Origin of the sequence: Niabella drilacis (assembly GCF_900101395.1) — a bacterium.
Taxonomy (GTDB): Bacteria; Bacteroidota; Bacteroidia; order Chitinophagales; family Chitinophagaceae; genus Niabella; species Niabella drilacis.
On the sequence record NZ_FMZO01000004.1, the window covers coordinates 187,483 to 209,627 of the forward strand.

The following is a 22,145-nucleotide window of genomic DNA, read 5'->3' on the forward strand; positions in this document are numbered from 1 at the left end:
AGTCGGTTAATAATCCACCACCTGCTCCACGATAGCCTCGGGAATCCTGCGCCATTCGTATTTCTGCGTGCGCAACTGCGGCTCAAACCCGGCTTCTTGGATGGCCTCCTGTATGGATTTATAGGTGAACCGGTGGGGCGCCCCGGCGGCGCTTACCACGTTTTCTTCGATCATGATACTTCCAAAATCATTGGCTCCGGCATGCAGACACACCTGGGCTGTAGGCTTTCCTACAGTAAGCCAGGATGCCTGTATGTTCTTAATATTGGGCAGCATGATGCGGCTCAGTGCTACCATTTTGATGTATTCATCTGCAGTGGTTAGATTGTGTACGCCCCGTATGCGTGTGAGCAGGGTATCCACATCCTGGAAGGTCCAGGCAATAAAGGCCAGGAACCCATTGGTGCCTTCCGGCTTGCGGCTTTGTACCTCCCGTATTTTTACCAGGTGCTCAAAACGCTCTTCAATGGTTTCCACATGCCCAAACATCATGGTGGCGGAAGTGGTAATGTCTAACTTGTGCGCCTCATGCATGATATCCAGCCATTCCTGTGCACCGCATTTGCCCTTGCTGATCAGGCGCCGGACCCGGTCGATGAGTATTTCGGCCCCGGCCCCGGGCAGGGAATCCAAACCTGCTTCTTTTAATGCCTGCAGTACTTCCTTATGGGTGCTTTTCTCCAGCTTGGTGATATGGGCTACCTCGGGAGGACCAAGGGCATGTAGGCGGATATCAGGGAATTCGGCCTTGATCTGCCGGAACGTATCTACATAAAATTGGAGTCCCAGTTCCGGGTGATGCCCGCCCTGCAACAGCAATTGATCGCCACCATATTTGATCGTTTCCTCAATTTTTTTCCGGTAAGTGGACATATCGGTGATATAGGCATCCGGATGCCCGGGAATGCGGAAAAAATTGCAGAACTTACAATTGGCGATACATACATTGGTGGTATTTACATTGCGGTCGATCTGCCAGGTCACCTTTCCATGGGGTACCTGTTGTTTGCGCAGCTCATCTGCGATCAGCATCAGGTCGGAAAGGGGAGCATGATGATAAAGAAAAACACCTTCCTCCACACTTAAAAACTCAAACGCTGCTGCTTTCTTATAGAGATCCTGTAATTGCATAGACTGTTGAAATAAAGTACAAAAATACGATACTACCCGCTAATTTATGGTATTGGTGAAGTTTGCTTCGGATCTTTGCCGTAAACTGTTTGTGGGGTATTAATATTTTTTTCTTTTGTAATGTGTCGTTCTTTTATCGCCGGATTTTTCGATTATCCCTTTATGTACGCCGTTTTTCAGGTCCCTGCTTGCGGTAGCTGTTGATAGTTCAGGATATTGTTTCATATAATCTTTGCGGGTAAACATTTGGGTGAAGCGTTCCAGGAACAGGCTTAACCGTTCTGTTTCATTGGGCTTTTTTGTAGTGTTTTCAAGAAGCTCGGCCAATGATTGATCAATGATATTTAACATGAATTCTATAAATCTTGTTGATTTTCCTTCTTTATCTGAAAGGGAAAGTATGTGATAATAGTCACTTTGGTTTTTTGAGATGAGTGTTTCAAATGGCAGGAACTCAAATAATGGATATTCATGCATCAGGATTGCCGTTTGCCACAATCTTCCCATTCTTCCATTTCCATCCATAAAGGGATGAATAAATTCCATTTCGTAGTGAAATACGCAGCTTTTTATCAGGGTTAGCTCCGTTTTATCTTTCAGGTACTCAAATAGCTCATTCATTAAAAACCGCACATGTTCATGAGGTGGAGCAATATGTGCAACTTTTGAACCTTTAATGATCCCAACACTTTGTGTCCTGTATTTGCCCGGTTTTTGAATAAGCCCGTTCATTAAAAGCTTATGTGCCCTTAAAAAGTCTTTCTCCAGATGGCAATTGAAGCTTTTTAGTTCCTTGTAAACCTCTAAGGCATTTACGACTTCTTTAATGTCTTTTTCAGGTCCGGTAACTCTTTTATTTTCAATAATGGAGGTTATTTGTTTTTCCGAAAGCGTATTTCCTTCAATACTCAATGAAGAATGGATGGTTTTGATCCGGTTTTGTTTCCTTAGCTCCGGGTTTTGTCGCACCAAAAGTTTTGCGTTTACTTCTCCTATTTTCAGGGAAACGGCTCCGATGGATTTTAAAATTCCGGCGGTTATTTCGTAGGGCGGTTTCAATTTTTTGATACTATCATTTGATACTATCAAAAGTAGTAAAAATAATTTGTTTTTGCTGGCTCCGGAAGAAAGTGGCCAGAGACCCTGTTTGGTAAAAGCCCCTTTCTAAAGTATCTTTGCAAAGAAATAGCAGAAGTAATGCCGGCGTTTAAACATTCAGACCGGATAATTGTTATTGTTACTTCTAAATAACAGGTAAAATGACGGAGCACACTAAAAATACAATACCCGGTAACATTTACGTGAGCGAAAGCGCCAAAATGCGCATCCGCGAGATTCTGGCTGAAAAGCAGGCGGAAAACGATGCTGCGTATTTTTTGCGGGTAAGTGTAGTGAGCGGCGGTTGCTCCGGCCTGAGCTATAAGCTGGATTTTGACAATCAGCAAAAGCCAATGGACCAGGTGTTTGAAGACAATGACGTAAAGGTGGTTACAGATATGAAAAGTTTGCTTTACCTGCTGGATACCACGCTCGAATTTTCTGACGGACTGAACGGAAAAGGGTTTTATTTCAATAATCCCAATGCGTCCCGGACCTGCGCCTGTGGGGAAAGTTTTGCCGTTTAGATCAACTACCATTTTAAAATACATATTAAATAAATGACACAAGAACAGATCACGTACCTGGTTTTCGGGATAGTCATCGTATTGGCTCTGACCTTTGACCTGGGGCTGCTGAGTAAAAAAAATAAGGTAGTTACGATCAAACAGGCACTGTTCCAGACCATCTTCTGGGTAGGCCTGTCTATGTGTTTTTTTGGATTTGTCTGGTTTGAAGATGGCAAAACCCTTGCCCTGGAATACATCAGTGCCTACCTGATGGAATGGAGCCTGAGTGTGGATAATATCTTTGTGTTCATCCTTATTTTTTCATCCTTTGCCGTTAAGGAGAAACATTTTGGCCGGGTATTATTACTCGGGATCCTGATGGCCATTGTATTCCGTATCATATTTATTACGGTGGGCGTGGCGTTGGTAGAACGGTTTCACTTCGTGCTCTATATTTTTGGTGCATTCCTGCTTTATACGGGTATCAAAATGTTCTCATCCGGTGAGGGTGAGGAAAAAGATCCCCATGATTATGCCATTTACAAATGGATCAAAAAAGTGCTCCCCCTGGTGCCGCATGATGGGGGTGGCAAGTTTTCTATAATGGAGAACGGAAAAAAGAAATACACCATGCTTTTCGTAGTGGTGCTGATGCTGGCAGCCATCGACCTGGTATTTGCCCTGGATTCTATCCCGGCGGTGATGGGTATTTCCCGGCATCCGATGATCATTTATACCTCCAATATTTTTGCAGTGCTGGGATTGCGTTCCCTGTTCTTCCTGTTAAGAGGCGCCGTCAATAAATTTGATTACCTGCAGCAGGGGATCGCCATTGTACTGGTATTTATTGGGGTAAAAATGCTTTGTGAGCATTGGATCAGCCAATGGTTTACCAAGCAGCAGCAGGTAGGGATCTCGCTGGGCGTTATTGTTCTGTGCATTGTAGGCAGCATCCTTTTTTCGATCTACAAAAAGAAAAAAGGAGTTCCGGATGAGGTAGAAGATGGCAGTATAAATTTATAATGGTGGCTGGCCAACAATATGCGATAAATGAAATGGCCGGATTACTGGGGCTGCAAACTCCGGCCGGGGCTGCTGCCGGTATAATAGATACCCTGCTTACCGACAGCCGGAAACTGGTATCTCCTGCCACCTCTCTATTCTTTGCGCTGGAGGGCCCGCAGCGGAACGGGCATCTTTTTATTGCGGAGCTGTACAAAAAAGGCGTCCGTCATTTTGTGGTGGCGCAGCCGGTGGATGAAGCAGCCTATCCGGAGGCAGTATTCCTGCACGTAAATGATCCGTTAAAGGCCCTGCAACAGGTAGCTGCTGCTCATCGCAACCATTATGCCATGGATGTGATCGGTATTACCGGTAGCAATGGGAAGACCGTGGTAAAAGAATGGCTGTACCAGTTGCTGCAGCCCTATAAGAATATTGTAAGAAGTCCCAAAAGTTTTAACTCCCAACTGGGCGTGCCGCTGAGCGTGTGGCAAATGAGTGCCGAAAATAACCTGGCTATTTTTGAAGCCGGTATCAGCCGGCCGGGTGAGATGGAAAAACTGGAAGCGATCATTGCCCCCACCATTGGGATATTGACCAATATTGGCCCGGCACATAGCGAGGGCTTTACCGATGATGCAGAAAAGCTGGCAGAAAAACTAAAGCTGTTCAAACAAGCGAAGGTCATTATTGCCAATGGCGATCATCCGCTGATCGGTGAAGGTATTAAACCCTATCCTGCGGTTTTTTTCTCCTGGGGCAAACAGGCGCACAACGCAGTGCAGGTGCTGGATATCCTGGTAAAAGAAGAGGAAACGGTGATCCGGGTAAAGCAAAGGGAGGGTGATCCCATTGAATTAATCATACCGTTCACCGATCAGGCATCCATCGAAAATGCGCTTACCTGTACCACGGTACTGCTTTGGCTGGGCATTGCCCCGGCATCCATCATCAGCGGTATGAAAGGGTTGCAGCCGGTGAATATGCGCATGGAATTTAAACAGGGGATCAACAATTGCATTGTTATCAACGATAGTTACAGCGCTGATCTGAACTCGCTGACAGTGGCCCTGGAGTTCCTGCAGCAACAGGCCCGTGGCAAACGGAAAACGGTGATCCTATCCGATATCCCCGAAAATAAAGGAGACGCACTGCAGTTGTATCATACCATCCGGGAGTTGTTGCAACGCTATGGGGTGAACCGCCTGATCGGCATCGGGGAAAAAATGCAGGCGCAGGCGGATTTGTTTACCGCTGTTCCGGAATGCTCCTTTTATGTATCTACGGATGCATTTTTAGAGCAGTTTCACAGCACGCAGTACCTGGATGAATACATCCTGGTAAAAGGCGCCCGTAAATTTGGCTTTGAGCGTATTGTAAACCAGCTGGAACAAAAAGTGCATGAAACGGTGCTGGAGATCAACCTGGATGCCGTGGCGCAGAACCTGAAAACGATCCAGCAGCAACTGAAACCGGGCGTAAAGGTGATGGCCATGGTAAAAGCCTTTGGCTATGGAAGCGGCGCTGCGGAAATCGCCAATGTAGTGCAGTTTCACAAAGCCGATTACCTGGGCGTGGCCTATGCCGACGAGGGAGTGGAACTCCGGAAAGCGGGGATCTCCATCCCGGTTATGGTGCTCAATACGGAGGCCAATGCCTTTGATGCGCTTACAGATTATAACCTGGAGCCGGATCTTTTCAGTTTTGAATTATTACAGGCTTTTGAACAGCATGTAAAAAATGCCGGGTTAAAGCATTATCCCGTGCATATAGAAGTGGAAACCGGTATGAACCGCACCGGCTTTGCGGTAAGCGATATGGCCGCCCTGGCGGGGCATTTGAAAGACAATGAATGGATACGGGTGCAATCCGTTTTTTCGCACCTGGCCGCCAGTGAGGATCAGGTGGAAGATTCGTTCACCTTGCATCAATACGAACTCCTGATGGAAGCGGTAGGCGTGCTGGAAAGCATGACCGGCTACCCGTTTTTGAAACATATTGCCAACACTTCTGCTATCTTACGCTTTCCCCAATTGCAGCTGGATATGGTGCGGCTGGGCATTGGCCTTTATGGCATCTCCGGCAAGGAGCGGGTGCCGCTGCAAACCGTGGCCACATTAAAAACCACCATCTCCCAGATAAAGAAGATCAAAAAAGGTGAAACGGTCAGTTATAACCGCAGGGGCGTTGCCAAAGAAGATTCGGTGATCGCTACCCTGCGGATCGGCTATGCCGATGGCTACTCGCGGCGGCTGGGCAATGGTGTGGGCAAGGTTTGGGTAAACGGGCAATTGGCCCCGGTGATCGGCACCGTTTGCATGGATATGACCATGATCGACATTACGCATATCCCGGGCGTGAAGGAAGGCGATGATGTCATCATTTTTGGAGCGCCCGTTCCGGTGCAGCAACTGGCCGAATGGATCGGCACCATTCCCTATGAGATCATGACCGGCATTTCGCAACGCGTAAAGCGGGTTTATTACGGGGAGGGATAATGATGGTTAAGTTTTTTTGACCCGGCTGCGGTACGGGTGGCAGCGGTCCCCGCTAAAAGCGGGATCGCACTCTTGTGCAGCAGTGCACTTTTCATCGTTAAGGGGACGGGTGGGGCTTGTGGGACAGGGCCTTTATAGCGATTTTTAGAATGCCGGCAGTTGACGCTTATCGCCTCGGTCGCCCCGTCCCCAAACAGCAACCAGCCGCCCTGTATTGAGGCGCTGAAGTGAGTGATCCCGCTTTTTGCGGGACAGGCTCCAGACCGCCGCCATAAGCACCACCGCCGGCACAATAAGATTAAGGCGATAGCCTACGCCGCTGCCAAAACCCCGCATCATCTCTTGATCATTTTCCCTATTTTCGTAATGGTCTTAAAACAAAGGCCGGAACTTAAACGTCAATTGCCCGGAGGATGCGTGTTGCCGGAACGAAGATTGAATGGTAAAACACCCCTGCTCCTGCTTTAAAACCGTGTGAATGAACTTGTTTGGGAAACAGACTGTTGTTTTCATATACTGTTTTTGCTGTGCTGTTGCTGCCAGGGCGCAGCAGGAAATGCTGTTGCCGGATCAACCGGCAATTAAGAAAACTGTTTTTCGTACAGACAGTTCTTTCCGGGTTGGCGAACGGAAACCGTTTTTTGAAAAGCAGGGTGTGGAGATCGGCTTTGCACCGGCATTATTTTTAGCGGCATCTGCCGTTACCTGGGGCGAAAAGAAAAGCATACGCGAAGTGCGCAACCGTTACCTGCCGGGGTTTAAACATACCTTCGATAACTATGCCCAATACCTGCCGGCGGCCACTACTTTTGGTTTAAAGTTTGCCGGGGTAAAAGGAAGAAATAAGCTGCTGCGCAGCGCCTTTTCTTATGGGGCCAGCGTGGCCATTATGGGCATACTGGTCAATGGTATCAAATATACCGCTAAAGTGGAGCGCCCGGATGGAACCTCTAAAAACTCCTTTCCGTCCGGCCATACGGCTATGGCCTTTACCAATGCTACGTTTATGCATAAGGAATACGGTCTGGTAAACCCTTCTTACAGCATTGCGGGTTATGGTACGGCTACTTTTACGGGTATTGCCCGGGGTATGAACAACCGCCACTGGTTCCCGGATATTCTTGCGGGGGCGGGTATTGGTATTTTATCTACCCAACTGGGGTATTTTTTTATAGACCGGATCTATAAAAATAAGGGTGATAACCTGAACAGCCTGGCGTATAAACATACCAGTCCCAATCCTTCCTTCCTGGCCATTAAATGGGGCTATGCCAACGCCATGCATAACCTGGCCAAGAACCTGGAGATCAATGCATCTTCCAAGCTGGGCTTTGAGGCCGGACTGGAAGGAGCTTATTTTTTTAACCGTAACTGGGGCATTGGCGGCGATCTGTCGTTCACCAGCTTCCCCATCACCGCTTCGGAGATCTATACTCCCAATGCGGAGGACCATAATGTGAAGTTTGAAACCCAGTCGATCGGTACGGCCAATATAGCCGCCGGTCCGTATTATGCCCTGCATCTTGCTGACCGCTGGCAGCTAATGCTGAAGGCGCATGGAGGATATTCCATCGGGTCCAGGGGAACCATATCTGTAAAAACGGCCGGTTCCAGTGGCGGAACGGAGGAAATTGCGGCCTATAAGCCCGCTAATACATTCCGTGTTGGCACAGGGGGGGCGCTTACCTATAAACTCAACAGCCGCCTGGGCGTTACAGGCTATGCAGATTATCATTATACCAACCCCGTCTTCAAATATACATTTAATGAAAAAATTGTTGCCATAGAGCCGGATTTCAGTAACCGTGTACGGATGCGCAATCATATGGATTATGTGGTGCTGGGCCTCCGGCTGACGGCCTATTTTTAGCAGGGAAACCCGTTGATCTTCAGATTGGTACCAATCCGCAAAGCAGCGGCCCGTCAATCAACAGCAGGAAACCTAAAGTCTCGTATATTTGCTTCCGCATGAAAGCAGGAAAATTAAGCACAGCAATAGGGATCATTCTGTTGGTCTTACTGGTGGACCAGGTAATAAAGATCTATATAAAAACGCATTATCCCATTGGAGAGGTAACCCGCATGTTTGGAATGAACTGGGCGCGGCTGCATTTTATTGAAAATTCGGGCATGGCCTGGGGATGGAAATTTGGCAACGAGGCCGGAAAAGTGACCTTAACGCTGTTCCGGCTGGCTGCGGTGATCTTTGGCTCCTTCCTGCTGGTGCGGTTTGCCCGCGAAAAATACACCCGGGGCTTTATGGTTTGCGTAGCCCTTATTTATGCCGGTGCGCTGGGTAACCTGATCGACAGTATGTTCTATGGAATGATCTTCGATAAGGGCCTGCATTTTGACCCGGCTTTTGGTGACTATATAGGATATGACGGCATTGCCAAAATGGGCGGAAAAGGCTATGCGTCTTTCCTGCACGGGAGTGTGGTGGATATGTTATACTTTCCGATGGTAAAAACCCACTATCCCTCCTGGTTTCCCTGGGTAGGCGGACAGCCCTTTGAGTTTTTTGCACCCATCTTTAATATTGCCGATATGGCCATTTCTACGGGTGTGATCGCGCTGCTGGTTTTTCAAAAGCGATTCTATAAAAAGGTAAACGATGCAGCAGCGCAAACCGGCTCATCCGGTGATGCTGTTACAAATGATGCGGCTTCTGAAGCTTCGTCTGCCGATTAATACAATACACATGAAAACCGTAGTTTTTACTTTTTTCCTTGCCCTGGCATTCCTGGGAGCGCAGGGACAAAAAACATCTAAGGTGCCGGATTCGTCAAAAAGGATACAGGTGGTTGAGACGGCCTGCGGAGAATGCCAGTTTGAAATGAAGGGGAAAAGCTGCGACCTGGCAGTAAAGATCGATGGCAAATCCTATTTTGTGGATGGTACGTCTATCGACGATCACGGAGATGCCCACGCCAAGGATGGCTTTTGCAATGCCGTGCGAAAGGCGGAGGTACAGGGCGAGATCGTAAACGGCCGGTTCCGGGCCAGTTATTTTAAATTGCTGGAGGACAAAAAGAAGAAAGTACGCAAAAAATAAACGGTGTTTGGCCGGAAAATTTTATAGTATGAACGCCTGGGTAAGGCGTTTTTTTATTGACAGGCATTTAACAGTAGAAGGAAAATAAGGGATCCGGTTATTTTCCTTTTTTGTTAAAAAGGAAAATAATGAAATGAGTTATTTTCCTTTTATTGTATATTTGCACAATAAGAACCTTTCTTGTTTTACTTATGCACCAGTTTCAGGCAGGAAATTATGTACAGCAGGGGTACTACAAAAGCTTTCAGCCGGGTTTCATTAACCGCAATTGGGCAATAGCGGATATGCAGGTGTTACAGCTTTTGTCTCAGGCGGACCGGCAATTAGGCCGGCTGGATATGTATTCCGAATATGTGAATATTGAGTTGTTCATCCGCATGCATATAGCTAAGGAGGCTACTCAATCTTCTAAAATAGAAGGAACTCAAACAAATATAGAGGAGGCATTTTTGCCCAAAGAGGAGGTCGATAATGAAAAGAGGAATGACTGGGAAGAAGTGCAAAATTATATTGCGGCAATGAACGAAGCGGTAAAATTGCTGCATGCCCTGCCATTTTCTTCCCGACTCATCCGGCAAACGCATAGGGTGTTATTACAAGGAGTAAGGGGCAAACATAAACAACCGGGCGATTACAGAAGGTCTCAAAACTGGATTGGTGGCGCTACCATTAATGATGCGGTTTTTGTACCACCTGCACAACACACCATCGATGAATTGATGGGTGACCTGGAGAAATTTGCAAATGATGAATTGAATCCTTTGCCCGATCTGTTGAAGATTGCCCTGATCCATTACCAGTTTGAAACCATTCACCCGTTTCTGGATGGAAACGGAAGAGTTGGCCGCCTGTTGATTACGCTTTACCTGGTAAGCAAAGGCATTTTAAAGCAGCCGATCTTATATCTATCTGATTTTTTTGAGCGCAACCGGATGCTTTATTATGATAACCTGATGCGGGCACGTACACACAGCGACATTAATCAATGGTTTAAATTCTTTCTTACCGGTATCATCGAAACGGCAAAAAATGGGGTAGCTACATTTGATGGTATTCTGCAATTGCAAAAGGCCATCGATCAAAAATTGAAGGATGTAGGCGTGCGCAGCGGGGATGCGCATAAGGTGGTCAATTATATGTACGCGCAGCCGATCGTAAATGCACAAACAGTAGGTATTGTAATTGGCAAACAGCCCAAGGCTGCTTATAAAATGATTGAGTTGCTGGAGGAATTAAAAATTGTAAAAGAAATTACCGGCGGACAAAGAGGTAAACTGTATGCTTTTGAAGGGTATCTTCAATTGTTCGAGAGTCATAAAAATCCCTACGGATAGATAATATACAAGAGAAAACCGCCTTTAAGCACGGGCGGTTTTCTCTTTAAAAATCAATAAACCTGCTTTTCGTCACGACCTCCTGTGAGAAACTTCGCTGCAGTAGATACTTTTATATTTTTCCCACCATTTTAGCCGGTACCACCCACTCGTCAAATTCCTTTTCGGTAAGATAACCCAGCTTTACGGCCATTGCCTTCAGCGTGGTATTTTCTTTATGTGCTTTCTGAGCAATTTCCGCGGCTTTGTAGTACCCGATTTTCGTATTCAATGCGGTTACCAGCATCAGGGAATTATCCAGGTGTTTCTTAATATTTTCCTCGATCGGCTTCAGACCCACGGCACATTTATCATTAAAGGAAACACATCCGTCCCCAATCAGGCGCGCACTGTGCAGGAAATTATAGATCATTACGGGCTTGAACACATTCAGCTCAAAATGACCGGTAGCACCACCAATATTAATGGCCACATCATTGCCCAATACCTGCGCGGCAATCATGGTAAGTGCCTCACACTGGGTAGGGTTTACCTTACCGGGCATAATAGAAGAGCCCGGCTCATTATCCGGGATGAACAGTTCGCCAATGCCACTACGCGGACCGGAGGATAGCATACGAATATCATTGGCAATCTTCATCAGGCTTACGGCTACTGTTTTCAGCGCACCGTGCGATTCCACAATGGCATCATGTGCGGCCAGTGCTTCAAACTTGTTCTCTGCTGTTTTGAATGGCAGTTTGGTCAGTTTGGCAATTTCTGCAGCTACATTCTTTGCATAATCGGGAGGCGTATTGATACCGGTTCCTACCGCCGTACCACCCAATGCCAGTTCCGATAAATGCGGAAGCGTATTTTTTATGGCTTTCAAACCATGATTCAATTGCGATACATAGCCGCTCAGTTCCTGTCCCAGCGTTAAAGGAGTGGCATCCATAAAATGGGTACGGCCAATCTTTACAACCTTCATAAATTGCTTGCTCTTCTTCTGCAGCGTATCCCTTAATTTTTCGATACCCGGGATGGTTACTTCAACCAGGATCTTATAGGCGGCAATATGCATGGCCGTAGGGAAGGTATCATTGCTGCTTTGCGATTTGTTTACATCATCATTGGGGTGCAGCGCTTTTTCCTTATCGGTAAGCTGGCCGCCATTGAGCACATGGCCCCGGTAGGCGATCACTTCGTTTACATTCATATTGCTTTGCGTACCACTTCCGGTTTGCCATACTACCAGCGGAAAGCTGTCGTCTAATTTTCCTTCCAGTATTTCATTGCAAACTTTTCCGATCAGATCCGACTTTTTCTTGGGCAACACCTTGGCTTTTGCGTTGGTGATTGCAGCCGCTTTCTTCAGGTAAGCAAAGGCCTTAATGATCTCTTTGGGCATCCGGTTAATGTCGGCGGCAATCTTAAAATTGTCAATCGAGCGTTGTGTTTGTGCACCGTAGAGCGCGTCTGCCGGTACTTTTACCTCACCCATCGTGTCTTTTTCAATTCTGTACTCCATATTCGTTTTTTAAGTTTGAGTTGCCGGGGTACAACCTGTTAGATTTATTAAACCTAACAGGTTGTACCCCGGCCTGCCGCAAAGGTATTGGTAAATAAACTTTATTTACCTTCACCTTCGTTTTAAATGTGAAAACCGTGTAAAAAAGAAAAGCATGAAAAACCGCCTGTTCAGCTCCTTTATCCTTATGACCATTTTCCTGCTTCCGGTGCTGCTCCGGGCACAGGGTCAGCTTTATTATTTTATGGATCCGAAAGACTCGCTGATCGGGGTAAAGGATAATAAAGGAAAGGTGATCATCCCTCCCCTGGGCAATCCCATTTATGAGCCGCAGGATCTTAACGAGCCCATTACAGACTCCCTGATCTTTATTGGTGATTTTATTAATGACTATACGGGGGCCGCTGGTTCTTTCGGAAGTATGTATGATCGCAACGGGATCTTTTTATACCGGCCGCTGGCCTATGATGCCGGACCGGATTATTTTGAGGAGGGCCTGGCCCGTTGTATGCAAAAAGGGAAAGTGGGGTTTGTAAATGAGCAGGGAAAAGTGGCCATCCGCCCGCAGTGGGATTGGGTTTCGCCCTTCAACTATGGATATGCCTTTGCCTGCAATGGCTGTTACTGGGACCGGAGTAAGGATGCCGAACATCCGCCGCTGGCCTATAAGGAAAACGCTAAAACTTTTTATATCAACCGCGAGGGGAAAAGCGTTCAGTTGATGAAGCAGCGGAAAACGGAGAAAGACCTGCCGGTGGATGGCGGATTCCTTCCCTATGCTTTTAAATATACCATGGAAGAGCGAAAGATCCTGGAGGAGATTGGGGCGATGGAAGTGGTATCAAAGATCTGGAATGCCAATCAGGCTACGAAAGCTGCCGGTAAGGAAGCCCGGCTGCAATTTGAGATCGTGGGCCGGCCTTCTGCCTTATCGCCTTATTACAAGATCCAGGGTTACCGGTATGGGCGTTTTGATAAAGAGGATCCCTTCCTCTTTTACCGGACATTAACCGGGGACTATTTTCAGGTAGGTTGGGATGGTAAGGACAAAACACCCTTTACGCAATGGCTGAAAGAGCAACTGGAATCCTGTGCGCAGTATTTTAAAGACCACCCGGATGCGCCGAATAAATTTGATGTGGGCAGGTATTTGGATAAGCTTTAGCCGTTAACGGCTGGTTCCTGGTCTAATGTTTAATGTTTCGGGTTAATGCTGTCTCCTGTCCGATGTAATACCCTTGGGTCCTGGTTTTTGTCAGATAATACTGAGAACGGACACCTGCCTGCTGACCGCTTAACTGCCTTTGAACTCCGCCTTCCGTTTTTCCATAAATGCTGCAATCCCTTCCCGGGCATCATTGGTAGTGATCAAACGGCCAAAGCTTTCTGCTTCTTTTTCATAACCGGAATTTCCGGGCAACGCTGCCAGGTTTGCCGCTTCAATACAGGCAGCAATGGCCAGGGGTGCTTTCGTATTAATAACAGCGAGTAGGGACCTTGCTTCGGCCAGCAGGCCACCCTGGGGTACCACACGGTTCACAAGCCCGTAATTAAAAGCCGTAACGGCATCGATCATGGTGCCTGCCAGTAATAGTTCCAGGGCCCTTCCCTTACCGATCAGTCGTGTCAGCCGCTGTGTTCCGCCATATCCCGGCAGCAAGCCCAGGTTCACTTCCGGCTGTCCGAATTTTGCGTTTTCACTGGCTATACGGAAATGACAGGCCATGGCCAGCTCGCATCCGCCACCCAGCGCAAACCCATTCACCGCGGCAATGATGGGTTTTGGCGCATTTTCGATCCGGGCAAAAAGCTGCTGGCCTTTTTGTGCAAGCGCTGTACCGGCCGCGGCATCCAGTCCGGAAAATTCAGCAATATCAGCGCCGGCAATAAAGGCCTTTTCACCGCTGCCCGTTATGATCGCGGCCTTTAGTTCTGCGTTGTTAATCAACTCATCAATGATCATCGCCAGTTCTTCCAGCACGGTCTGGTTTAATGCGTTCAGCTTATCCGGCCGGTTGATGGTGATGGTTAAGATCGTATCTTCAACAGCTGTTAAAATCGTCTGATAGCTCATAAAGGTCCTTTTTACAAAGCTAAGATATAATGTTCCAGGTTTAACGCCTGATATGGCTTCGGGCTCCTTCGTCTTGCTTATTGTGGGACGTGAAATGTTCATGCATAACTTATGCACCCTATTACAGGGCAGATTGGGGAAATTCAATACCGGGCATCAAACCGGGTTCCTACCTGAAATCGCATTTTCCACATTTTCAAATTCTCCTCTGGCATCTTTTTGGTACAGGATTTAAACCTTTTAAAATGAGAGGGGTCAATAAATAAAACAGGTTGTGATGGCTTCCAATCAGATAAAAAATCAGCATCTTTTGTGGCGCGCGGGGTTTGGTCCGGCAGTAGAACAATTACAGGAGCTGGAAAAGTATACACCACAGGAATATTATAAGGCCCTGGTAAAAGCATCTGCCGGGGAACCAACGTATATCGATATCGCCAGCGAAGACCTGCTGCAACTTTACGAATCCTACCTGGCTCCCGGAAAAAGAGGAAGACTGACAGCGGATGACCGCAAGCTGCTGAACCGGAAGCAACAGGCGGCAGTAAAGAACCTGAATCTCTATTGGCTGAAGGAAATGATCGCCAGCTCAGGGCAGCTGCGGGAAAAAATGGCCTATTTCTGGCATGGACACTTTGCCTGCCGCAACCGCAACCTGTTTTACAACCAGCTTTTTTTACATACCCTCCGGAAAAATGCGTTGGGTAATTTCAGAACCCTGCTGAAAGAGGTATCGCAATCGGCAGCGATGCTTTATTTTCTGAACAACCAGCAGAACAAAAAAGGGCACCCTAATGAAAATTTTGCACGGGAAGTAATGGAACTGTTTACTTTGGGCCGTGGACATTATACCGAAAATGACATCAGGGAAGGCGCCCGGGCCTTTACCGGCTGGACGGCAAATCCCAGGGGTAAGTTTGTATTTAATAAGAAACAGCATGATGATGGGTCAAAAGACTTTTTAGGGAAAAAGGGCCATTTTGATGGTAACGATGTTCTTGATGTTATTTTGGAGAAGCGGCAAACGGCCACCTTTATTACCGAAAAGATCTACCGTTTTTTTGTAAATGATGCCATCGATAAAGACCGGGTGCAGGCGCTTTCGGATGCTTTTTATAAAGATTATGATATCGGCAGGCTGATGGAACGCATCTTTACGGCCGACTGGTTTTATGAAGATCAAAATATCGGCGCGCGTATTAAATCGCCCATTGAGCTGCTGGCCGGTATCCAGCGGATGGTACCCATGCAGCTGGATAATGACAACGCGCTGATGAATCTGCAGCGCATCCTGGGGCAGCAATTATTATACCCGCCCAATGTAGCCGGGTGGCCGGGCGGGAAATCCTGGATCGACAGCAGCACGCTGATGATGCGGCTGAGGGTTCCGCAATTATTTAATGATAAGGACCTGATGAATGTAAAGCCGAAGCAGGATGATGATATCATGATGGGGCAAAAGGCCGATGGTATGGCAAATGTTCCGGCAAAACGAACCGCAAAGCCGGTAAAACCGATAGCCGGAGCAGGCTTGATCAATGCAAAGATCGACTGGCCCCAGTATGTAGGCAAATTTGAAAAGGTAAAGCGGGATGCTATTTTTCCTACGATCTCAAATTACCTTTTCCAGGTAAACGCTTCCCGTGTGGATAGGGTTGCTGCAAAATATATAGACAGTGATAACAGGGATGCGTACATCCGGTCAGTGACCATCCAGTTAATGAGTACCCCTGAATATCAATTGTGTTAAATTGAATGTCATGAACAAAAAAAGTGCGTCCTTTTTCAATAGAAGATCCATGAGTCCGGGTGTGTTCATTAAACGGAAAGAGTTTATACAGCTGGGATCCCTGGCTACAGCATCATTGATGATGCCCAAATTTTTAAAAGCATTAGAAAATCATGCGGCTGTACCTGCCGGCAACAAGGTGGTGGTGGTATTGCAGTTAAGCGGAGGCAACGATGGCTTAAATACCGTAATACCGGTGCGTAATGATGTTTACTATAAGCTGCGTCCGGGTTTGGGCATACAAAAGAATAAAACCCTGTCGCTGACAGATGAAGTAGCACTGCACCCTTCTCTTGCTGCATTAAAAGGATTGTATGATGAGGGAAATATGGCCATTCTGAATAATGTGGGGTATCCCAACCCGGATCGTTCGCATTTCCGGAGTATGGATATCTGGCATTCTGCCAGCCAGAGCAGCGAATACTGGAGCAATGGCTGGATCGGCCGTTACCTGGATGCGCAATGTCATGGCTGCGATAAACCCACGCAGGCGCTTGAAGTGGATGATGTACTAAGCCTGGCCCTCAAGGGGGAGCAAAATAATGCGCTGGCAGTAAAAGATCCAAGCCGCCTGTTTGGCACTTCCAACGAAAAATATTTCAGGGATATCAACAAAAATTACGGGAAGGACCACCATGATGAAAAGCCGGTCGATTACCTGTATAAGACCCTGGCTGAAACCATGTCTTCTGCTGATTATATCTTTAAGCAAAGCCGGCTGCATCCGTCATTAGGAAACTATCCCAACACTGAGTTAGGGAGTGGGCTGAAAACGATCGCTTCTCTTATTTTTTCAGATATCAACACAAAAGTGTATTATATTTCCCTGGGCAGCTTTGACACCCATGTAGGGCAGGATGCCCAGCAGGGGAGGCTGTTTACCCAGATGAGTGAAGCCATAAAGGCCTTTACTGATGACCTGAAAAAGAACAGCCGGATGGAAGACGTACTGATGTTTACCTTTTCAGAGTTTGGAAGAAGGGTGGCTCAGAACGCCAGCAACGGAACCGATCACGGAACGGCAAATAATATGTTCCTGATCAGCGGCGGCCTGAAACAGAAGGGGATTTTAAACGCGATGCCCAACCTGGAAGACCTGAACCAGGGAGATCTGAAATATAATGTCGATTTTAAAAGCGTTTATGCCACAATACTTGAGAAGTGGTTGTCCGCAGATTCCTCCCGTATTCTGAAGGCCCGGTATAATATGATGGATTTTATTTAAGAGAAGATGCCACTGAAGCACAGAAACACTGATTTTTATTCCGCATATATCGCTTTATATCAGCAGGCCTGATAGCGGTGAATTAAAGTAAGAATACTTGGTATTTCTGCGCCTGTGGCATTCAACAAAAGATGCTCTTGGTTACATCCCCGGTTCGCATAGGTTGGTGATGATACAGGAGAATAAGAAAACTCAGTGTCTCAGTCCCTCTGTGGCCTAAACAAAAAAGAGGCTGCCCTTTTCAAGGCAGCCCCGTAAAAATCTATTGAAATTAAATGCTTTCGGCCTTCAGATTCTCAGTTTCCTCATGAACATACTCTTCAAGGTCATCTGCCCGGTCTTCAAACCGGCTGGCGACGCTGTCAATAAAATCCGCAAACTGATCTTTAAGATCGTTTCCCTTATCTGCAATACGCCTGCGGGTAGCGGTTCCTTTATCCGGGGCATATAAAATACCAACGATGAGGCCAAGGGCGAAGCCTGTAACGAGCTTATTCATAATATTTTAACTTTTAGGTTTGAAATTCGGGTTCTAATATAAAGGTACACAAATAACTATGCCAAAAACAGAACGGGTGCATAAAACTTTTATTCGCCCCGGTAAGCCCCGCCGGAGACAGGTGCAGAAAAGTCCGGGAAGAATCTGCTATTTCTTTTTAAACCGGCACGTTGGCTATAATTGCTTTTCCGTATCATTTTATTGCTTTTTTGTTTCATTTTTGAGGTGTATGTCCGGGTTTACGGGCAAAATGATATTTTTGGTATTTATTCATTTCCGCACTTTTTATACATGGCTGCTTTTTTGGAGCATATCGTCTGCAGAGTCCGTGAGTATGTATTGTTAACGATCTGTTGTATGGTTGCATTTTTGTGGACCCCGAGCCCTGCCAACAGTCAGCAGCATGTTTTTGTACGGTATGATATTACAGCAGGCCTGAATAACAATACTACTTTTTGTGCTTTACAGGATAAAAGAGGGTTTATATGGATCGGCACGGCAGACGGACTGAACCGTTTTGACGGCAACCGGTTTAAATCATACAGGTATATCTCCGGAAGCGGCACCATTACCGGTCCCTGTTATGTTTGGAAAATACTGGAGCACAGCAACGGAACCCTTTGGGTAGGCACCAATCAGGGGATCTTTATATTTGATGAGTCAACAGAGACCTTCCGCCATATAAAAGATATTCCATGGGGCGTGGTCGCAGGGATGACGGAAGACTCTTCTGGGAAGGTTTGGGTATCTCTTTACCAGGAACTCTATATCTGTGACCCGGCAGGCGGGAACGCAATAAAGCTGACCGGCTTTTCCGGAAGGCGTTTTGTAGACATCATTACTACAGAAAATAAAGAAATATGGGTGGGTACAGAAACGGGCGAACTGGGCAAATGGGAGCCGGAACGGGAGGGCTTCACCTTTTACCCGGTGTTTGGAGATGTACAGCCGGAGAGTGTGCGGCCTGTCATCCGGATTTTTGAAAAAGAGCCGGGTGTATTGTGGGTGGGATCCCGACAGGGGGCAAGGGCATTTAACCGGGTCACGCATGCCGTTACACCGCTGCTTGCCGGTGAAGTTCTGCAAACAGATCTGCAGGTAAGGGATTTTATTAAAATAAACAATAACGAGTTTTGGGTTGCCACAAAAAAAGGTATTTATGTACTGGATACGACAGGTCATATAACGGGCCATATAAAAAAAGATAATGCCAGCCTTAACTCCCTCTCCGGCGACGATGTTCAAAGTATCTTTAAAGACCGGGAGGGAGGCATCTGGTGCGCTACATATTATGGAGGCGTTAGCTATTATGCTTCTGCCAATGCTGCTTTCCAGGTTTATTTTCCCGGGCTGGCCGAGGGCGCAATAAGGGGGAGTAATATTACAACCATTACAGAAGATCCGGCAGGTAATATCTGGATGGCGGGAGATAACGGGCTTAATAAGTTTGATCCCATATCCCGGAGGTTCACCGGTTTTTCTCCTTTTGAAAAAAAACGTATGATAACGGGCCTGGACCTGCTTGGACTGATGAGCGACAGCGCCCGTCTGTGGCTGGGTGTATTCCGGCATGGAATTGACGTACTGGATATTCAAAAAGAGAAGGTGGTACAGCGGTTTGCTGCCGGTGCAGGTATGTTCGATCTCAAAAGCAACCGGATCATGTGTATTTACCAGGTGGCGGGCAAGGATGTGATATGGGTGGGCACCGCGGACGGGCTTTTCCGGTATGACAAACGCACCGACCGGTTTACAATGCCGGGCTATTTTCCACAGAAAACACCCTACAACTGTATTTTTGAAACGCCGGATGGAACGCTATGGGGCTTATCAGACCGTTTATACTACTACAATCCAAAGAAGAACATACACGGAGGGCTTCAGGTAATGGTGAATGGCACAGACATCCTGCCCACCAGTATTAACTCTTCGGTAATCGTTGCCCGGGATGGTACCCTTTGGCTGGGTACAGGGAACGGGCTGATACATATTGACCTTCAAACAAAAAAAGCAAGGATCTACACCGATGCCGATGGTCTGCCTGCGAACATTGTAAGCGGTGTGGTGGAAGACAATACAGGAGGTTTGTGGCTTACCACAACAGGGGGAGTGGTCCTGCTGAACCCTCAAACGAATATAATAACCAGTTATCCGCAAACAAAGGGACTCACCGGGGGGCAGTTCTCCTATGTATCTTCCTACAAATCAAAAAACGGGCGTATTTATATTGGTGTGCAGGGCGGGGTGATCTGTATCAACCCTGACTTATTGCAGCAGGATAAATTTGTTCCGCCCGTTTATATCACTGGTATTTCTGTTTTTAACACTCCTCTTGCTATTAATAAAAAAGAGGGACCCTTAAAACAGTCTGTCTTGCTTACGGATGCCATTACACTAACACACAGGCAAACCCCGTTTTCTATAAGTTTTGCCGCGTTAAGCTATGCCACGCCCGGAGGCTTGCGCTACGAATATAAGCTTGAGGGGATCGATAAGGACTGGCACCTGGTAGATAACAGCGATCCGCTGGTTAATTTTACAGGGTTGCCGCCGGGCAACTATGTTTTTAGAGTCCGTTCAGGCAGTGGCCGGGGCCTCTGGCAAAAAAATGAAAAGCTGTTAAATATCACGATCCTGAACCCATTTTACAAAACGGATATAGCGTATGGGATCTATCTGCTGTTACTGGCGGGACTTGTTTACTGGTGGTTGCGCAGCTACAAAAGGCACTTATCGGATAAGCAGAAGCGGAACACACAATTGTATGAGATCAAAAAGGAAAAAGAGTTATACGCTGCCAAGACCGCATTTTTTACGGAAGTGATCCATGAAATACGCACACCGGTAACATTGCTGAAAGCCCCCCTGGAAATGGCCATGGCCGACAGCAGGGAGCTGCCCCGGACCCAGCGGTACCTTGCTATTATGGAGGAAAATATGCAGCGCCTGTCGGTGCTCATCAACCAGCTGTTGAAATTAAAGGGAACGGAGTCTGCGCAATTCCGGCTGCAACGCTCTTCTGTAAAATTGGAGAGCCTGCTGGCTGAGATCTATTTTGTTTTTAACCCTGTTATCAAACAGCGCCGCATAAAGTTTCATTCGGCAATAAGTGAAGCCATTACACCTTTTCAGGCAGATAAGGAGGCTTTAACAACGATCATCACCAACCTGTTGGATAACGCTGTTAAATATTGCGACCACCAGGTGATTGTAAAAGCAGATTACAGCAAGGATAAAGACCCGGTACTGGAAATAAGCATTGCCAGCGATGGGCTAAAGATCCATCCCGAATACAGGGAAAAGATCTTCAAACCTTTTTACCGGTTAAAGGAAACCCGGCAGGTAGCAGGCACCGGCATCGGGCTTGCATTGGCCCGCGCTCTGGCAAATGCGCATAACGGCAGCCTTCACCTGGAATCTGCGGAAACATTGAATATATTTATTTTAAAACTACCTGTTTGTCTTCCTGAAGTACATGAATAGGGCAATTGATTTTGATGGAAGAAACAAAAATATTGATAGTTGATGACGAAAGGGCGCTTGTTGAGTTGCTGACAGATATTTTTGCGACTAAATTTAAGGTCTTTGTATCGTTTGATGGGGATACTGCACTGAAAATATTAAGAGAGGAGAACATTGGATTGATTATCAGCGATGTCCTGATGCCCGGCATCGATGGGTTGGAACTTTGTGCTATGATTAAAACAACGGTGGAACTGAGCCATATCCCGGTAGTCCTCTTAACGGCAAAGAGTGATCTTGAGGATAAGATCGCAGGATTGCAGAACGGGGCGGATGTTTATATAGAAAAGCCGTTCTCTCCCGCATACCTCGAAGCTCAGGTGCTTAGCCTCCTGCAAAACCGGTTCCGGCTCAGGGAACATTTTGCCCGGCAACCGTTTGTGGGTATTACCAGCCTGGCATTTACAAAAACGGACGAACGCTTTCTGACCGCCTTACAGGAGCTTATTGAAGAGCATATTGCAGATCCTTTCCTGGATATTGAGTACCTGGCTGCAAGGCTGCACATGAGCCGTACAACCCTCTACCGGAAAATAAATGAACTATCAGACCTTACACCTGCGGAGATCATTGACCTGGCCAGGTTAAACAAGGCCGCCGCATTAATAAGGGAAGGCCAGTACCAGATGAGTGAAATAGCAATGATGACCGGCTATTCCTCGCCCTCGCAGTTTTCTAAAAACTTCAAACGCAGGTTTGGCAAAACACCGCTGGCCTATTCCCGGGGATATTAATGGACGCTTTGTTTTTGATGCTGCACACCGGCGTTGAAACAAATAAGCAAGAAAAAGGCACGTAACAGAAAGGGCTTTTTACACGTTTTCGGGTTCTTTGTACCGGAGTGGAAATGTAGATTTCTGCAGCAACCAAGCCTTTATAACAATTCATTTATCTGTGTATTA

The 22,145-nt window shown here is 46.9% G+C and carries 17 protein-coding genes; 12 read left to right on the forward strand and 5 right to left on the reverse strand.

What is annotated here, in order from left to right; translation table 11 throughout:
* Positions 1-6: 6 nt before the first annotated feature.
* Positions 7-1,131 (reverse strand): cyclic dehypoxanthinyl futalosine synthase, encoded by a 1,125-nt coding sequence (gene mqnC, locus BLS44_RS09240; RefSeq protein WP_090389788.1) that lies wholly within the window; start codon positions 1,129-1,131, stop codon positions 7-9.
* Between the two features lie 99 nt (positions 1,132-1,230).
* On the reverse strand, positions 1,231-2,190 hold the full coding sequence (locus tag BLS44_RS09245; protein ID WP_090389996.1) for a Fic family protein: 960 nt from the start codon (positions 2,188-2,190) through the stop codon (positions 1,231-1,233).
* Positions 2,191-2,390: 200 nt separating this feature from the next.
* Here BLS44_RS09245 and BLS44_RS09250 point away from each other — a divergent pair, with 200 nt between their 5' ends.
* The 7 genes from BLS44_RS09250 to BLS44_RS09285 all read left to right on the forward strand — a co-directional run bounded on the left by BLS44_RS09250 (position 2,391) and on the right by BLS44_RS09285 (position 10,627).
* Entirely contained in the window at positions 2,391-2,756 is a 366-nt protein-coding gene (locus BLS44_RS09250) for a HesB/IscA family protein (RefSeq protein WP_090389789.1), read from the forward strand.
* A gap of 33 nt (positions 2,757-2,789) precedes the next feature.
* Positions 2,790-3,761, forward strand: a complete 972-nt coding sequence (locus tag BLS44_RS09255) for a TerC/Alx family metal homeostasis membrane protein (protein ID WP_090389790.1) — start codon at positions 2,790-2,792, stop codon at positions 3,759-3,761.
* A complete protein-coding gene (locus BLS44_RS09260) occupies positions 3,761-6,238 on the forward strand; it encodes a bifunctional UDP-N-acetylmuramoyl-tripeptide:D-alanyl-D-alanine ligase/alanine racemase (RefSeq protein ID WP_262492844.1) in 2,478 nt (825 codons plus the stop codon). Before BLS44_RS09255 ends, BLS44_RS09260 begins: the two co-directional genes overlap by 1 nt.
* Before the next feature lie 478 nt (positions 6,239-6,716).
* Positions 6,717-8,108, forward strand: a complete 1,392-nt coding sequence (locus BLS44_RS09270) for a phosphatase PAP2 family protein (protein ID WP_090389792.1) — start codon at positions 6,717-6,719, stop codon at positions 8,106-8,108.
* 98 nt (positions 8,109-8,206) lie between these two features.
* Positions 8,207-8,929, forward strand: coding sequence for a lipoprotein signal peptidase (locus BLS44_RS09275; protein WP_245729158.1), 723 nt, complete (start codon positions 8,207-8,209; stop codon positions 8,927-8,929).
* Positions 8,930-8,939: 10 nt separating this feature from the next.
* Positions 8,940-9,293, forward strand: coding sequence for a DUF6370 family protein (locus tag BLS44_RS09280; protein ID WP_090389793.1), 354 nt, complete (start codon positions 8,940-8,942; stop codon positions 9,291-9,293).
* Between the two features lie 191 nt (positions 9,294-9,484).
* Positions 9,485-10,627, forward strand: coding sequence for a Fic family protein (locus BLS44_RS09285; protein WP_090389794.1), 1,143 nt, complete (start codon positions 9,485-9,487; stop codon positions 10,625-10,627).
* A gap of 112 nt (positions 10,628-10,739) precedes the next feature.
* Here the strand turns inward: BLS44_RS09285 and fumC are convergent, their stop codons facing one another.
* A complete protein-coding gene (gene fumC / locus BLS44_RS09290) occupies positions 10,740-12,137 on the reverse strand; it encodes a class II fumarate hydratase (RefSeq protein WP_090389795.1) in 1,398 nt (465 codons plus the stop codon).
* 154 nt (positions 12,138-12,291) lie between these two features.
* Between fumC and BLS44_RS09295 the strand changes: the two genes are divergently transcribed.
* Positions 12,292-13,302, forward strand: a complete 1,011-nt coding sequence (locus tag BLS44_RS09295) for a WG repeat-containing protein (protein ID WP_090389796.1) — start codon at positions 12,292-12,294, stop codon at positions 13,300-13,302.
* Positions 13,303-13,431: 129 nt separating this feature from the next.
* On the opposite strand, the gene BLS44_RS09300 is transcribed toward BLS44_RS09295, so the two are convergent.
* On the reverse strand, positions 13,432-14,211 hold the full coding sequence (locus BLS44_RS09300) for an enoyl-CoA hydratase/isomerase family protein (RefSeq protein ID WP_090389797.1): 780 nt from the start codon (positions 14,209-14,211) through the stop codon (positions 13,432-13,434).
* 277 nt (positions 14,212-14,488) lie between these two features.
* Here BLS44_RS09300 and BLS44_RS09305 point away from each other — a divergent pair, with 277 nt between their 5' ends.
* Positions 14,489-15,958 carry a DUF1800 domain-containing protein gene (locus BLS44_RS09305; protein ID WP_090389798.1) on the forward strand — a complete coding sequence of 490 codons (1,470 nt, stop codon included), beginning with the start codon at positions 14,489-14,491 and terminating at the stop codon, positions 15,956-15,958.
* Positions 15,959-15,968: 10 nt separating this feature from the next.
* Positions 15,969-17,222: a DUF1501 domain-containing protein gene (locus BLS44_RS09310; protein ID WP_090389799.1), complete on the forward strand. Its 1,254-nt coding sequence runs from the start codon at positions 15,969-15,971 to the stop codon at positions 17,220-17,222.
* A gap of 271 nt (positions 17,223-17,493) precedes the next feature.
* Here BLS44_RS09310 and BLS44_RS09315 read toward each other — a convergent pair whose 3' ends face one another.
* The gene (locus BLS44_RS09315) at positions 17,494-17,721 is read right to left on the reverse strand and encodes a YtxH domain-containing protein (RefSeq protein WP_090389800.1); all 228 of its coding nucleotides are present in this window, start codon (positions 17,719-17,721) and stop codon (positions 17,494-17,496) included.
* A 357-nt stretch (positions 17,722-18,078) separates the two neighbouring features.
* Between BLS44_RS09315 and BLS44_RS09320 the strand changes: the two genes are divergently transcribed.
* Both BLS44_RS09320 and BLS44_RS09325 read left to right on the forward strand, forming a co-directional pair.
* A complete protein-coding gene (locus BLS44_RS09320; RefSeq protein ID WP_176954365.1) occupies positions 18,079-21,204 on the forward strand; it encodes a ligand-binding sensor domain-containing protein in 3,126 nt (1,041 codons plus the stop codon).
* Between the two features lie 14 nt (positions 21,205-21,218).
* A complete protein-coding gene (locus BLS44_RS09325; protein ID WP_090389802.1) occupies positions 21,219-21,977 on the forward strand; it encodes a response regulator transcription factor in 759 nt (252 codons plus the stop codon).
* Positions 21,978-22,145 lie beyond the last annotated feature (168 nt).